Raw genomic sequence first — 15,151 nt, forward strand, 5'->3', positions numbered from 1 at the left:
CCGACCCGGCGAGCGCCGGCCGCTCCCGGCCGCCGGACCGGCCCAGCGCGCGGTCTGGGAGCCGGACGCGGTCGCGGCCCGCTGGCCCAGACCGGCGGTGGCCGCCACCGCCGGCCCGTCACGCCGACCGGTCCCGCCGACCGGGCCGGGCGGCGCCACCCGGTCGGGTAGCGTTCCGGGCATGGACCGCGAACAGTCATCCGTCGACCAGGACGCCCGTGCGGGCGTCGAGCAGGGCCCGGGCAGCCGCCGGGCGGCAGCCCAGCGCCGACAGATGCGCCAGGACCTCGCGGCCGCCGCGATGGACCTGTTCGCCACCCAGGGGTACGAGGAGACGACGGTCGATCAGATCGCCGCCGCCGCCGGAGTGGCCCGGCGCACCTTCTTCCGGTACTTCCGGTCCAAGGAGGAGGCGATCTTCCCGGACCACGACGACACCCTGGTCCGGGTGGCCGACCTGCTGGCCAGCGCCGACACCGAGGAGCACCCGCTGGACGTGGTCTGCCGGGGCATCAAGGAGGTGCTGCGGATGTACGCCTCCACGCCCGCGGTCTCGGTGGCCCGCTACCAGCTGATCCGTCAGGTCCCGGCGCTGCGCGAGCGGGAGATCGCGGTGGTGGCCCGGTACGAGCGGCTGTTCACCCGCTACCTGCTGGGCCGCTTCGACGCCAGCGAGACCATCCCGCCGAGCTGGCGCCACGGCGGGGACGACGACTCGATGCTGGCCGAGGTCTCCGCGGCGGCCGTGGTCGCGGCCCACAACCACGTGCTGCGGCGCTGGCTGCGGGCCGGCGGCCACGGGGACGTGGAGGCGCAGCTGGAGCACTCCTTCGAGGTGATCCGGGGCACCTTCTGGGCCACCCCGGTGCGCGGCGTGCGACGCCGTGGCGCTGCCGTGACACCCAGTGCCATTGAGGGCGCCGGGACCACGGTGGAGCTTGAGGCCGCCAGCGCACTGAGTGCCACCCCGGGCGGTGAGGTACTCATCACAGTGGCTCGAACCGATGCCCCGCTGGACCTGGTGCTGGACTCGATCAGGGCCGCGCTCAACCGCTAGCCCCAGCATTCACGCAGGTCAGAAGGCCCGTCCGGGCGCTACCGGACGGGCCTTCGGCATTCCTTGAGACGGCCTCGCGGTGCGCTTGCGGCGCCCCGGGAATGGACGCAAAATCATGGCACCCAGTGTCTTTACGAGTGGCACAGGGTGCCAGTAGCTTGTTACCCACCAGTCGCGGCGCCGCGGCTCCCCACCTCGGCGCGCCGTCGTCCGGCGTCCCCACACCCAGGGGACGAAGCTCGAAAACCCACCCGAATCCCTTGTGTAGCCGGTGTCCGCTCCCGGCTCCCCCAGACGCCCTGTGCGCCCTCACACAGGTACGCCTTCGGAGGCAGCCATGAAGGAAATCCTCGACGCGATCCTCAGCGCCGACAGCACGACCGCCGACTTCGCCGCGCTCAAGCTGCCCGAGTCCTACCGAGCCGTCACGCTCCACAAGGACGAGGAGCAGATGTTCGCCGGCCTGGAGAGCCGCGACAAGGACCCGCGCAAGTCGCTCCACCTGGAGGACGTGCCGCTGCCCGAGCTCGGCCCGGGCGAGGCCCTGGTGGCCGTGATGGCGAGCTCCGTCAACTACAACACCGTCTGGTCCTCGATCTTCGAGCCGGTCTCCACCTTCGGCTTCCTGGAGCGGTACGGCAAGCTCTCCCCGCTGACCAAGCGTCACGACCTGCCCTACCACGTGCTCGGCTCGGACCTGGCCGGCGTGGTGCTGCGCACCGGCGCCGGGGTCAACGCCTGGAAGCCGGGTGACGAGGTGGTCGCGCACTGCCTCTCGGTCGAGCTGGAGAGCCCGGACGGGCACAACGACACGATGATGGACCCGGAGCAGCGGATCTGGGGCTTCGAGACCAACTTCGGCGGCCTGGCCCACCTGGCCCTGGTGAAGACCAACCAGCTGCTGCCCAAGCCGAAGCACCTCACCTGGGAGGAGGCCGCCTCCCCCGGCCTGGTCAACTCCACCGCCTACCGCCAGCTGGTCTCGCGCAACGGCGCGGGCATGAAGCAGGGCGACAACGTGCTGATCTGGGGCGCCAGCGGCGGCCTGGGCTCGTACGCCACCCAGTACGCGCTGGCCGGCGGCGCCACCCCGATCTGCGTGGTCTCCAGCCCGCAGAAGGCCGAGATCTGCCGGGCGATGGGCGCCGAGGCGATCATCGACCGCTCCGCCGAGGGCTACAAGTTCTGGAAGGACGAGCAGAACCAGGACCCGCGCGAGTGGAAGCGCCTCGGCGGGCGGATCCGCGAGCTGACCGGCGGCGAGGACGTGGACATCGTCTTCGAGCACCCGGGCCGCGAGACCTTCGGCGCCTCGGTCTACGTCACCCGCAAGGGCGGCACCATCGTGACCTGCGCCTCCACCTCCGGCTACATGCACCAGTACGACAACCGCTACCTGTGGATGTCGCTCAAGCGGATCGTCGGCTCGCACTTCGCCAACTACCGCGAGGCGTACGAGGCCAACCGCCTGATCGCCAAGGGCAAGATCCACCCCACCCTGTCCAAGGTCTACACGCTGGAGCAGACCGGGCAGGCGGCGCTGGACGTGCACCACAACAAGCACCAGGGCAAGGTCGGCGTGCTCTGCCTGGCCCCGCAGGAGGGCCTGGGTGTGCGCGACGCCGAGCTGCGCGAGCAGCACCTGCCGGCGATCAATCGGTTCCGGGACATCTGATGACGGACCGTCAGAAGGACCGCCCCTGGTTGATGCGCACCTACGCGGGCCACTCCACCGCGGCGGACTCCAACGCGCTCTACCGGCGCAACCTGGCGAAGGGCCAGACCGGCCTGTCGGTCGCCTTCGACCTGCCCACCCAGACCGGCTACGACGCGGACCACGTGCTGGCCCGCGGCGAGGTCGGCCGGGTCGGCGTGCCGGTGGGCCACGTCGGGGACATGCGCACGCTCTTCGACGGCATCCCGCTGGAGCTCACCAACACCTCGATGACCATCAACGCCACCGCCATGTGGCTGCTGGCGCTCTACCAGGTGGTCGCCGAGGAGCAGGGCGCCGACGTCGCCAAGCTCACCGGCACCACCCAGAACGACATCGTCAAGGAGTACCTGTCGCGCGGGACGCACGTCTTCCCGCCCGGCCCCTCGGTGCGGCTGATCACCGACATGATCGCCTACACCGTGGCCAACCTCCCCAAGTGGAACCCGATCAACATCTGCAGCTACCACCTGCAGGAGGCCGGGGCCACGCCGGTGCAGGAGATCGCCTTCGCGATGTGCACCGCGATCACCGTGCTGGACGCGGTGCGCGACTCCGGCCAGGTGCCGGCCGAGCGGATGGGCGAGGTGGTCGGGCGGATCTCCTTCTTCGTCAACGCCGGCGTGCGGTTCGTCGAGGAGATGTGCAAGATGCGCGCCTTCGCCCAGCTCTGGGAGAAGGTGACCCGGGAGCGGTACGGCATCGAGGACGCCAAGCAGCGCCGGTTCCGCTACGGCGTGCAGGTCAACTCGCTCGGCCTGACCGAGGCGCAGCCGGAGAACAACGTCCAGCGGATCGTGCTGGAGATGCTCGCCGTCACCCTCTCCAAGGACGCGCGGGCCCGTGCGGTCCAGCTGCCCGCCTGGAACGAGGCGCTGGGCCTGCCCCGGCCCTGGGACCAGCAGTGGTCGCTGCGGATCCAGCAGGTGCTGGCCTACGAGTCGGACCTGCTGGAGTACGGCGACCTCTTCAACGGCTCGACCGTGGTCGAGGCCAAGACCGCCGAGCTGCTGGCCGGCGCCGAGGCCGAGATCGCCAAGGTGATGGCGCAGGGCGGCGTGGTCGCGGCCGTCGAGTCCGGGTACCTCAAGTCGGCGCTGGTCGCCTCGCACGCCGAGCGGCGGGCCCGGATCGAGTCCGGCGAGGACAAGATCATCGGGGTGAACTGCTTCGACACCACCGAGGAGAGCCCGCTCACCGCCGACCTGGACACCGCGATCATGGTGGTGGACCCGGCCAGCGAGCAGTCCGTGCTGACGGCGCTCCAGCAGTGGCGCGCCGAGCGGGACGAGGCCGCGGCGCAGCGGGCGCTGGCGGCGCTCAAGGCGACCGCCGCCACCGAGCAGAACCTGATGGCCGCCACCCTGGCCTGCGCCCGGGCGGGGGTGACCACCGGCGAGTGGTCCTTCGCGCTGCGCGAGGTGTTCGGCGAGTACCGGGCCCCCACCGGGGTGGGCGGTGCGCCGATCGCGGTGGCCGCCGAGCCCGGCGGCGAACTGGCCCGGGTGCGCGCCGCGGTGGCCGCCACCGCGGCCGAGCTGGGCGTGGACAAGCTGCGCCTGCTGGTCGGCAAGCCCGGCCTGGACGGGCACTCCAACGGCGCCGAGCAGATCGCGGTGCGGGCCCGGGACGCCGGCTTCGAGGTGGTCTACCAGGGCATCCGGCTGACCCCCGAGCAGATCGTCTCGGCCGCGGTGGCCGAGGACGTGCACTGCGTGGGACTGTCCATCCTCTCCGGGGCGCACCCGGAGCTGGTGCCGGACGTGCTGCAGCGGCTGCGCCGGGCGGGGGTGGAGGATGTCCCGGTGATCGTCGGTGGCATCATCCCCGCTGCGGACGCCGAGGCCCTCAAGGCCGCCGGTGTCGCCGCGGTCTTCACCCCGAAGGACTTCGGCATCACGACCATCATCGGCCGGATCGTCGACGAGATCCGGCTGGCCAACCGGCTCGACCCGATCGACCTCGTCCGGATCCCCCAGAGTATGGAAGAGACCCTCGCATGACCGTCAACCGCCTTCGCCCCCGCCGCTCCTGCCTCGCGGTGCCCGGCTCCAACCCGCGCTTCCTGGAGAAGGCCCAGGGCCTGCCGGCCGACCAGGTCTTCCTGGACCTGGAGGACGCCTGCGCCCCGCTGGTCAAGGAGAGCGCCCGGCACACCATCGTCGACGCGCTGAACAACGGCGACTGGGGCGGCAAGACCAAGGTGGTCCGGGTCAACGACTGGACCACGCACTGGACCTACCGCGACGTGATCACCGTGGTCGAGGGCGCCGGCCCGAACCTGGACTGCATCATGCTGCCCAAGGTGCAGGACGCCGAGCAGGTCAAGGCGCTGGACCTGCTGCTCACCCAGATCGAGAAGACCATGGGCTTCGAGGTCGGCAAGATCGGCATCGAGGCGCAGATCGAGAACGCCAAGGGCCTGATCAACGTCGACACGATCGCCACCGCCTCGCCGCGGCTGGAGACCATCATCTTCGGCCCGGCCGACTTCATGGCCTCGATCAACATGAAGTCCCTGGTGGTCGGCGAGCAGCCGCCCGGCTACCCGGCCGACGCCTACCACTACATCCTGATGCGGATCCTGATGGCCGCGCGGGCCAACGACCTGCAGGCGATCGACGGTCCCTACCTGCAGATCCGCAACCAGGAGGGGTACCGCGAGGTGGCCGGCCGGGCCGCCGCGCTGGGCTTCGACGGCAAGTGGGTGCTGCACCCGGACCAGGTCGCCGCCGCGAACGAGATCTTCTCGCCCTCGCAGGAGGACTACGACCACGCCGAGCTGATCCTGGACGCCTACAACTGGTGCACCTCGGAGGCCGGCGGCTTCAAGGGCTCGGCGATGCTCGGCGACGAGATGATCGACGAGGCCAGCCGCAAGATGGCCCTGGTGATCTCCGGCAAGGGCCGCGCCGCGGGCATGACCCGGCTGTCCAAGTTCGAAGCCCCGGAGGCCTGACATGCAGTTCGGACGCACCTACGAGGAGTTCGAGGTCGGCGCGGTGTACAAGCACTGGCCCGGCAAGACGGTCACCGAGTACGACGACCACCTCTTCTGCCTGCTGACCATGAACCACCACCCGCTCCACATGGACGCCAACTATGCGGAGAACATCACGGACTTCAAGAAGAACGTGGTGGTGGGCAACTACATCTACTCGCTGCTGCTCGGCATGTCCGTCCCGGACGTCTCGGGCAAGGCGATCGCCAACCTGGAGATCGAGTCGCTGCGCCACGTCGCGCCGACCTTCCACGGCGACACCCTCTACGGCGAGACCACGGTCCTGGACAAGAACGTCACCTCCAAGCCCGACCGCGGCATCGTGTACGTCGAGACCAAGGGCTACAAGCAGGACGGCACGGTCGTCTGCATCTTCCGCCGCAAGGTGATGGTGCCCACCGCGGCCTACATCCAGGAGCGCGGCGGCGAACAGCCCGGCCGCCCGACCCCGCTCTCCTGACCCACGCCGTTCTGGCCCCACGAACACCCGGGGGCGGGCGCCGTCATCGCCCTGACCTCCGGTCAGGGGGCGCCGCGGAAGTCACGCTCCGCGGCGCCCCCGAACCTCCTCACAACCCTCGACAGACTTCGGAGCCGCACGATGGGACGCCTCGCACAGACCGACGGCCTCACCGAGATCCAGCGGGACATCCTCGCCACCGTGCGGGAGTTCGTGGACAAGGAGATCATCCCGGTCGCCACCGAGCTTGAGCACCGGGACGAGTACCCGACCGCGATCGTGGAGGGCATGAAGCAGCTGGGCCTGTTCGGCCTGACCATCCCCGAGGAGTACGGCGGCCTCGGCGAGTCGCTGCTCACCTACGCCCTGGTGGTGGAGGAGATCGCGCGCGGCTGGATGTCGGTCTCCGGCATCGTCAACACGCACTTCATCGTCGCCCACATGATCAACGCGCACGGCACCCAGGAGCAGAAGGACTACTTCCTGCCCAAGATGGCGGCCGGCGAGATCCGCGGCGCCTTCTCGATGTCCGAGCCGGCCCTCGGCTCCGACGTGGCGGCGATCTCCACCAAGGGCGTCAAGGACGGGGACTACTACGTCCTGAACGGCCAGAAGATGTGGCTGACCAACGGCGGCAGCTCGACCCTGGTCGCGGTGCTCTGCAAGACCGACGAGGGCGGCTCCACCCCGTACAAGAACATGACCACCTTCCTGATCGAGAAGACGGCCGGCTTCGGCCCGAACCCGACCGTCCCGGGCCTGACTGTGCCCGGCAAGATCGAGAAGATGGGCTACAAGGGCGTCGACACCACCGAGCTGGTGCTGCAGGACGTCCGGATCCCGGCCGACCGGATCCTCGGCGGGGTCCCCGGCCGCGGCTTCTACCAGATGATGGACGGCGTCGAGGTCGGCCGGGTCAACGTGGCCGCCCGCGGCTGCGGCGTCGCCCGCCGCGCCTTCGAGCTGGGCATCGCCTACGCCCAGCAGCGCACCACCTTCGGCAAGAAGATCGCCGAGCACCAGGCGATCCAGTTCAAGCTGGCCGAGATGGCCACCAAGGTCGAGGCCGCGCACCAGATGATGGTGATGGCCGCCCGCAAGAAGGACAGCGGCCACCGCAACGACCTCGAGGCCGGCATGGCCAAGTACCTGGCCTCGGAGTACTGCAAGGAGGTCGTCGAGGACTCCTTCCGGATCCACGGCGGCTACGGCTTCTCCAAGGAGTACGAGATCGAGCGCCTCTACCGGGAGGCCCCGATGCTGCTGATCGGCGAGGGCACCGCCGAGATCCAGAAGATGATCGTCGGCCGCCGGCTGCTCGAGGAGTACAAGCTCGCCGACTGACCGGCCCTTGCGCCCGCGGGGCTCGCGCCCGGTCGGACGCGAGCCCCGCGGGTGCTCCCACGCGCCCTGCGGCGTCCTCCCCGAGGCTGAGATATGGCTCACGCATCTTGACGCGGTCCTTGGGAACCGGGAGGCGGCCAGCTACGGTCGTATACATAGCGCGTGCCCTCCGGCACGGCAGGCGACAGTTGAACGAGCAGGCGGGTTGCCCACCTACCGCCTGCTCCCGATAGCATCCACCGGGACAGCAGCTGTCCCCTTATCACCCGATCCCCGCGGTGGCCCGTCCAGTGGTCCAGATCCCCCGCGACAAAGGTCTTCGATGCCCCTCAGCCCGTCCCCGCACACCTCCGTCACCGAGCGCGACGCGCTCGCGTCCGAGACGACGGGTCGGCGACCCCGCGTGACCATCGCGCGCGGAGCCACCCCGTGGTTCGTCCCGACGCTGGCCACCGCGGCCCTCACCACCGCTCTCACCAAGCGGAACGGCAAGTGGGCCCTGGCGGCGGTACCGGCCTGCGCGCTCAGCGCCGGCATGCTGTGGTTCTTCCGCGACCCCGAGCGCGAGATCAGCACCGGCAGAGTGATCTCGCCTGCCGACGGAGTGGTGCAGAGCATCGACGCGTGGCCGGACGGCCGCACCCGCGTGGCCATCTTCATGAGCCCGCTCAACGTGCACGTCAACCGGGCCCCGCTGCCCGGCACCGTGACCTCCGTCGAGCACATCGCGGGCGGCTTCGTACCGGCGTTCAACAAGGACAGCGACCGCAACGAGCGGGTCGTCTGGCACTTCGACACCGAGCTCGGCGACATCGAGATGGTGCAGATCGCGGGCGCCGTGGCGCGCCGCATCGTGCCGTACGTGCCGGCCGGTACCAAGGTCGAGCAGGGCGAGCGGATCGGCCTGATCCGCTTCGGCTCCCGCGTCGACACCTACCTGCCGGCCGGCGTCGAGGTCGGCGTCACGGTCGGCCAGAAGACGACGGCAGGGGTGACACGCCTTGACCGTGACTGATCCCGAGACCCTGGTCGGCCTCGGCGACTCGGACGAGACCGAGCTGCGCCGGCGCCGCTGGGCGCGCGACCGCGAACTGCGGGCGCCGCGCTCGCCGCAGACCCTGTCCACCGCCGACTTCCTGACCCTGGGAAACGCGGTCTGCGGGTTTCTGGCGATCTACTCGATCACCACGAACATGCTCATCCCGCACATCAACGGGACCGGCGACGGCACCAGCGGCATGGTCCGGCACGGCGCCGCGACCGCCGTGACGCTGCTGCTGATCGGCTCCATGTGCGACCTTTTCGACGGCCTGGTGGCCCGCAAGCTGCGCTCCTCGGCGCTGGGCGCGGAGCTGGACAACCTGGCCGACCTGATCAGCTTCGGCATCGCCCCCGCCTACTTCGTGGCGGTCTGGGGCATCGTCGGCGGCCCGGGCAGCAGCCAGGGCCTGTCCGCCTTCATCGCGCTCACCGTGCTGCTCGCGGTGGTGCTGCGCCTGGCCCGGTTCTCCGCGGTCAAGATGCGGCCCGGGGTGTTCCAGGGCATGCCCTGCCCGATGGGCGCCATGACGGTGATCGCCATCGTGCTGCTCGACCCGCCGTTCCTGGCCGGCCTGCTGGCCATCTTCGGCGTCGCCTACCTGATGGTCAGCCAGGTCGAGTACCCCAAGCCGCAGGGCCTGCTGGCCACCGCGACGCTGGCCTGGATCGTGGTCTCGATCGGCTGCCTGGCCGCCTGGGCGGCCGGCCTGCCCGGTGGTGACGTGCTGATGCACATCGGCGCCTTCGCCCAGATCGCGCTGGCCGCGATGGCCCCGCTGCTGGTGATCCGGCGCAAGGTCGGCCAGAAGGTCGGCGACGTGCGGGCCCGGCGGGCCGGCGCGCGGGACTGCTGAGACCCGGACGACGTACGGCTGCGGCCCCGGAACCCCTCCTCGGGTTCCGGGGCCGCAGCCGTTTCCGCCGTCAGACCTCCACGGGCACCGGCTGCGGCGCGGGCGCCTCCTGCGGCGCCTGGACCGCCCGGCGCGGGGCCCGGGGCTGGCCGGCCACCAGGGCGCCCAGGGCCAGCAGCAGGCCGAGCAGCTGCCAGGCGGTCAGCGTCTGGTCCAGCACCAGCAGGCCGCCGGTGGTGGCCACCACCGGGTTGATCAGGCCCAGGAAGGAGGCCGGGCCGGCGCCGAGGCGGTCGATGCCGCGGAACCAGAGGACGTAGGCCAGCGCGGTGCCGAACAGGCCCAGGTAGGCGAAGCCGAGCAGGTTGGCGCCGGTCAGCGCGGGCGGGGCCCCCTCGGTGAACGCCGCCACCGGGACCAGGAAGAGCCCGCCGATCACCAGCTGCCAGGACGTCAGGTCCAGCATGCTGACCCCCTCGGGCCGGCCCCAGCGCCGGGCGAGCACGGTGCCCATCGCCATCAGCGCGATCCCGCCCACCATCGCGGCCACGCCGGGCCCGTCCAGCCGGGCGCCGCTCTTGAGCACCATCAGCGCCACCCCGGCGACCCCGACCAGACCGGCCAGCAGCGCCTGCCGGGTGGGCCGCAGGCTCAGCACCGGGATCGACAGGAAGGCGACCAGCAGCGGCTGGATCGCCCCGATGGTGGAGGCCACCCCACCGGGCAGCCGGTAGGCGCCGATGAAGATCAGCGGCATGAAGAGCCCGATGTTGAGCATCCCGAGCACCGCGGCCCGGCCCCACCAGCGCCCGCGCGGCAGCTTGCGGCCGATCGCCAGCAGGATCAGCCCGGCGGGCAGCGACCGCAGCACCGCCGCCAGCATCGGGCGGTGCTCCGGCAGCAGCTGGGTGGTGACCAGGTAGGTGGTCCCCCAGGCCGCCGGGGCCAGCGCCGCCGTCAGCGTCACACCCAGTCGTCCGGCTCCGGATCGGCCCGTACGCATCCCACCCATGGGACATCCCCCTCAACGTTGAGTATCTGAACGTTGAGATAAATATCCTCCCGGAAGCCTGCGAACGTCAAGTATCTCAACGCTAAGATATTTATCGAGCGCCCTACCCGGGCGCCGGGAGCCGAGGAGGCCGGAGCATGTCGGAGCGGGACGCCCTGGACGTCATCACGGACCAGTGGGCCGGGGAGCGCCCGGACCTGGACCTGGTGCCGATCGCCCTGATCGGCCGCCTCAAGCGGGTGCACCAGCACGTGGACCAGGGCATGCGGGACCACTTCGCGCAGTATGGCCTGGACGTCTCCGAGTTCGACGTCCTGGCCACCCTGCGCCGCTCCGCCCCGTCCTACCAGCTCACCGCCGGGGCGCTGCTCCAGTCGGCCATGGTCACCTCGGGCGCCATCACCAACCGGGTGGACCGGCTGGTGGCCAAGGGCCTGGTCGAGCGGCGGCCCTCCCCCACCGACCGGCGCGCGGTGCTGATCGGGCTGACCCCGGCCGGCTGGGAGCTGATCGACTCGATGCTGACCGGGCACGTCGCCAACGAGGAGCGGCTGATCGGCGCCCTGACAGGCGAGGAACGGGCCCAGCTGAGCGCACTGCTGGGCAAGCTGCTGCGGACGTACGAAGGCACCGACCGCTGAGCGGTCGGTGCCTTCGGGGCCGACGGACCGTCAGGCCCCGCCGTGGTGCACGCTGAACGCCGAGCGGCGGGCCGCCCGGGCCACCGCGTGGTCGGGGTGCACCGAGGCCACGGCGGTGAGCACCGAGGCCGCGCGCGGGGGCCCCGACTGGCGGGGCCCGGGCGAACAGCCGCACCGGGTCGCCCGCGCTGGCACCCTCGACGTGGCCGACCAGCAGCTCGGTCTCGCCGTGGTCCAGCACCGCGGCGGCGGTGTCCACCCATAGCCAGGCGGCGTCCTGGGCGCTCAGCACGTCGGACGGGACCACGCCGCCCTCGTCCAGCTGCTCGGCCAGCCAGAGCAGCGCGTAGGGGCGCAGCTCCGGCTCGTCGACCGCGGAGCGGACCGCCTGCTCGGCGGTGCCGCCGGCCACCCGCAGCGCCTCGAAGGCCAGGCCGCGCAGCAGCGCGTCGTCGCCGCGGGCCACCTCCAGCAGCTCGGCCACCGCGCGGTCCACCGGGCGCGCCGCCACCCAGGCGCGGTACTCGGCCCGGGCCGGGCCCGGCGAGTAGTTGGCGCACGCGTCCAGCAGCTCCAGGGCGCTCTGCTCGATGTGCCCGGCGGCGGTCTGCGCCACCGTGCAGATCTCCTCCAGCTTGGCCCGCACCGCCCAGTGGCCCAGCGGCGAGAGCTCGGCGGCGCTGTCCCGGCGCTCCACCGCACCGACGGCCGCCAGGCCGTCCAGCATCCAGTCGAGCACCGCGGCCACGTCCGAGGGCGCGGGCGGGGCGTCCACCTGCGGCTCGCGGCAGGTGCCGCGCACCGCCGAGACGGCGGAGGCCGCGTGCGGGACCGGGGAGAGCGTGGCGAAGCTGCTGCCGCCGTGCCGGCGCTCGTCCAGGCCCCGGCGGAGCAGTTCCATCAGCTCGCCGTCGGCCACCGGGCCGTCCACCAGGTGCAGGAAGGAGAGCAGTTGCGGGGCCTGGTCCACGGCCTGGCCGGCCAGCACCGCGAAGACTCCGCGCAGCGCCGCCGGGGGCACCGGGGCGAGCAGGGTCCAGGCGTCGAACAGCGCGGACCAGCCGCGCAGTACCGCCTCGTCGTCGTGCTCCCAGGCGTGCAGACGCCAGCCGGGGCCGGCGCCGCCGTCCCGCGGCTCGATCAGGCCGACCAGCAGCGCCTGGCCCCAGGCGCGGGCCGCCGCGCCGACCGTCATGGCCAGCGCCCGGCCGGCCGCGCGGGCGTCCTCCGGGAGCAGTTCGCCCCGCTTGTCGACGTGCTCCAGCTCGCCGGCCCAGCGGGCGATCCGGACCGCGTCGGCCAGCATCCGGCGGGCGGAGGGGGCGAGTTCGGCGGGACCGGGGAACCCCTCGGGCACCGGGACCCGGCCGCGCCCCGGGGCGGGCCTGGGGGTGCGGCGGCGGATCGGCGCCCGGCCCGGCTGGGCGGCGCCGGCCGCGGTGCGGGCCGTACCGGGTAGGCGGGTCACCGTCGCGCCGGTACCCGGGGTCGGCGGGAGCGGGGCATCACGGTCGCGCGGATTCCGAGACGTCACGCCGTGCAGTCTTCCCCGTGTATGGGGCGGTTGTCACATCGAGTTCGGCGCGTCTTGCGCTGGCTGGGGTGGCAACTGGGGCGGACTTGGGGCAAGGCGGGCCAAACCGGGCCACGGCCGCGCGGAAATGAGCTGTCCACGACAGTAGCGGCGGCACCGTCCGTGGTCAAGAGGTGACCCTACGGGACCGCCGCGACGGGGCGTCGGCGCGGGGGCGCCGGTCGCCGGCGGGCCCGGGGCAGGGTCAGAGGATCGGGGTCAGGAAGCGGCGCAGGGCCTCCTCGTAGCCGGCCGGGTCCGCGTTCCACAGGGCCGCGTGGGCCGCGCCCGCCACCGGGTGCAGGCTCACCAGGTCGGAGCGGCGGCGGGCCAGCCGCTGGGCGCCGTGCCAGGGGGACACCTCGTCCTGCGGGCTGTGCAGCAACAGGGTGGGCGCCGCCAGGTCGGTGCCGGCCGCGATCCGGGCGAAGCCGGCCAGGTCCACCCCCGTGCGCCCCTCGGCCGCCCAGGCGCCCAGCTGCCCGGCCAGGGCGCCCGGCACCCCCGAGGCGGCCGCCACCCCGCGCACCGAAGCGGCCGGCTCCAGCACCGCGGAGTCCAGCACCAGGCCGGCCACGCTGGTGCGGTAGTCCGAGCGGGCCGCCGTCTGCAGCACCGCGGCCGCGCCCACCGACCAGCCGTAGAGCACGACCCGCCCGGCCCCGGCCTCCTTGGCGAACCGGATCGCCGCGTCCACGTCGCGCCACTCGGTCTCGCCGAAGTGCCCGATCCCGTCCGGCGAGGGCGGCGCGCCCTGGTCACCCCGGTAGCTGACCGCCAGTGCGGGCAGCTGCAGCCGCTTGAGCACCGGCAGCACGGGCAGCGCCTGGCGCCGGTCCGCCAGCACGCCGTGCACCAGGATCACCCAGGTGCCGCGCACGGCCGGCACGTACCAGGCGGGCAGCGCGCCGAGCTCGCCGTCCACCACCACGTCCATGTAGTCCAGCCCGCAGGCCGAGCCGGGGTCCCCGCGCAGCACCCGGTTGGTCAGCTCCACCTCGGTACCGGCGCTCGGCGCGGTGCCCGCGGTCAGCTCCAGCCGGCGGGTGACGGTCTGCGGGTCGGTCCGCAGCACCTCGCCGACCACCGCGTGGCCGCCCGGCCACTCCAGCGCGTACCGGCCGCGCCGGGCGGTGCCGGTGGTCCGGGTCAGGGTGATCCGGTCCGTCCCGACCTGGTGCACCCGCAGCTCCGGCTCGCCCTCCCCCTCGGACCGCTCCGGACGCAGGCTCAGGTCCGAGACCCGGCGCCCGACGAGCAGCGCGGCGGCGCCGGCTCCGACGACGACGGTGGTGGCCGCGGCGATGACGGTTCCCCAACGCATGGCTCTCCCCGGGATGGTGACGGCAGCTCGAACGGGCCTGTCCAGTTCACCCCGTCGACCGCCGGACGGCCACCGCACGGGTCCGTTGGGGCGCGGTAGTGGGAGGTCTCGGGGCTCAGACCGGCAGACCGCCGGTGTCGCGGGCGGCGAGCAGGGTCCAGAAGCGGTCCTCGACCGGGGTCTGGGGCGGTGCTGCCGGGGCGGTGGCGCCCCAGTGGGTGGTGACCTGGTACTCGCTCTGCAGGGCCGCCAGCACCGCCGACAGGGTGGCGCCGGGGACCGGGACCAGCCGGGCCACAGCCGACAGCTGGGCCTGCCAGCGGCCGGCCACGCACTGGCGCAGCCGGTCGGCCAGCTCCGCCGCGCCGCCGGTGACCACCAGCAGGTCGCGCAGCCGCAGGCCGAGCACCTCGGCCAGCGCGGCGCTCTGCGCCTCGTCGCCGGTCCACCGGCCGGTCAGCTCGGCGGTGGTGTAGCCGCGCGGCGACATCCCGATCCGGGCGGCGGCCTGGGCCGCGGTCAGCTCACGGGCCAGCCGGAAGTCGCGCAGCGAGGCCGGCGGCGCGCCCATCAGCTGCACCGCGGGGCACCAGAGCGCCCGGGCCAGCGCGATGAACTCCGCCTCGTCCGGCCGGAACTCCCCGCTCTCCCAGCCGAGCACGTGGCCCGGCAGCAGCCGCACCCCGTGCGCGGCCATCCCGGCGGCCACCTGATCCGGGGTCAGGCCCAGCCCCACCCGGTGCGCCCGGGCGGCCTGCGGGGAGAACGGGACCGGGGCGGGGGCGGGGGGCCGGCTGCTTCGCATGGCGCCGACGCTAGGCCCGCCCGTGCCCCGCCCCCCAGCCGCTGAACGCACGAAGCACCGACAGGCCGCCCGACGCGCCGTTGGACGATCCACCAGCCGTGAGCACGCCGAACCCGCCCCCCGCCGGTGTGATCAACCACTCCACCGCGGCCCGCGGGCCCTGGTTGACGGCCGGTTGAGCCGCGTGATGGGATCCTCGGGCCATACGGAGGCAAGTGGAGGAAGCCGGTGCGAATCCGGCGCGGTCCCGCCACTGTGACCGGGTGGGGAGCGCGTCGGCCCCCTCGGGAGCCAGGAACTCACCCCTCCGGTTTCGTCGAGCCAG

The 15,151-nt window shown here is 72.7% G+C and carries 12 protein-coding genes, 1 pseudogene and 1 riboswitch; of the genes and pseudogenes, 9 read left to right on the forward strand and 4 right to left on the reverse strand.

The window, feature by feature from the left end; translation table 11 throughout:
* Positions 1 to 181 precede the first annotated feature (181 nt).
* The 8 genes from C7C46_RS25325 to C7C46_RS25360 all read left to right on the forward strand — a co-directional run bounded on the left by C7C46_RS25325 (position 182) and on the right by C7C46_RS25360 (position 9,471).
* Entirely contained in the window at positions 182 to 1,057 is an 876-nt protein-coding gene (locus tag C7C46_RS25325) for a TetR family transcriptional regulator (protein ID WP_110672249.1), read from the forward strand.
* Positions 1,058 to 1,394: 337 nt separating this feature from the next.
* Entirely contained in the window at positions 1,395 to 2,732 is a 1,338-nt protein-coding gene (gene ccrA / locus C7C46_RS25330) for a crotonyl-CoA carboxylase/reductase (protein ID WP_110672230.1), read from the forward strand.
* Entirely contained in the window at positions 2,732 to 4,774 is a 2,043-nt protein-coding gene (locus C7C46_RS25335) for a protein meaA (protein ID WP_110672231.1), read from the forward strand. Before ccrA ends, C7C46_RS25335 begins: the two co-directional genes overlap by 1 nt.
* Positions 4,771 to 5,730: an HpcH/HpaI aldolase/citrate lyase family protein gene (locus C7C46_RS25340; RefSeq protein ID WP_110672232.1), complete on the forward strand. Its 960-nt coding sequence runs from the start codon at positions 4,771 to 4,773 to the stop codon at positions 5,728 to 5,730. Before C7C46_RS25335 ends, C7C46_RS25340 begins: the two co-directional genes overlap by 4 nt.
* Position 5,731: 1 nt before the next feature.
* Entirely contained in the window at positions 5,732 to 6,232 is a 501-nt protein-coding gene (locus tag C7C46_RS25345) for a MaoC family dehydratase (protein ID WP_110672233.1), read from the forward strand.
* 141 nt (positions 6,233 to 6,373) lie between these two features.
* Entirely contained in the window at positions 6,374 to 7,576 is a 1,203-nt protein-coding gene (locus tag C7C46_RS25350; protein WP_110672234.1) for an acyl-CoA dehydrogenase family protein, read from the forward strand.
* Between the two features lie 322 nt (positions 7,577 to 7,898).
* Positions 7,899 to 8,591 (forward strand): phosphatidylserine decarboxylase, encoded by a 693-nt coding sequence (locus C7C46_RS25355; protein WP_110672235.1) that lies wholly within the window; start codon positions 7,899 to 7,901, stop codon positions 8,589 to 8,591.
* On the forward strand, positions 8,578 to 9,471 hold the full coding sequence (locus tag C7C46_RS25360) for a CDP-alcohol phosphatidyltransferase family protein (protein ID WP_181442514.1): 894 nt from the start codon (positions 8,578 to 8,580) through the stop codon (positions 9,469 to 9,471). Before C7C46_RS25355 ends, C7C46_RS25360 begins: the two co-directional genes overlap by 14 nt.
* A 70-nt stretch (positions 9,472 to 9,541) precedes the next feature.
* On the opposite strand, the gene C7C46_RS25365 is transcribed toward C7C46_RS25360, so the two are convergent.
* Positions 9,542 to 10,438, reverse strand: a complete 897-nt coding sequence (locus tag C7C46_RS25365) for an EamA family transporter (protein ID WP_245984869.1) — start codon at positions 10,436 to 10,438, stop codon at positions 9,542 to 9,544.
* Positions 10,439 to 10,620: 182 nt separating this feature from the next.
* Here C7C46_RS25365 and C7C46_RS25370 point away from each other — a divergent pair, with 182 nt between their 5' ends.
* Positions 10,621 to 11,124, forward strand: a complete 504-nt coding sequence (locus C7C46_RS25370; RefSeq protein ID WP_110672237.1) for a MarR family winged helix-turn-helix transcriptional regulator — start codon at positions 10,621 to 10,623, stop codon at positions 11,122 to 11,124.
* A gap of 30 nt (positions 11,125 to 11,154) precedes the next feature.
* Here C7C46_RS25370 and C7C46_RS37750 read toward each other — a convergent pair.
* From C7C46_RS37750 to C7C46_RS25385, 3 genes and pseudogenes are all read right to left on the reverse strand, one after another.
* Positions 11,155 to 12,529, reverse strand: a pseudogene (locus tag C7C46_RS37750) (hypothetical protein).
* 373 nt (positions 12,530 to 12,902) lie between these two features.
* Positions 12,903 to 14,021, reverse strand: a complete 1,119-nt coding sequence (locus C7C46_RS25380; protein WP_110672238.1) for an alpha/beta hydrolase — start codon at positions 14,019 to 14,021, stop codon at positions 12,903 to 12,905.
* Between the two features lie 115 nt (positions 14,022 to 14,136).
* A complete protein-coding gene (locus tag C7C46_RS25385) occupies positions 14,137 to 14,826 on the reverse strand; it encodes a transcriptional regulator (RefSeq protein WP_110672239.1) in 690 nt (229 codons plus the stop codon).
* 172 nt (positions 14,827 to 14,998) lie between these two features.
* Positions 14,999 to 15,147: riboswitch (cobalamin riboswitch) on the forward strand.
* Positions 15,148 to 15,151 lie beyond the last annotated feature (4 nt).

Source organism: Streptomyces tateyamensis (assembly GCF_003205575.1).
Lineage (GTDB): Bacteria > Actinomycetota > Actinomycetes > Streptomycetales > Streptomycetaceae > Kitasatospora > Kitasatospora tateyamensis.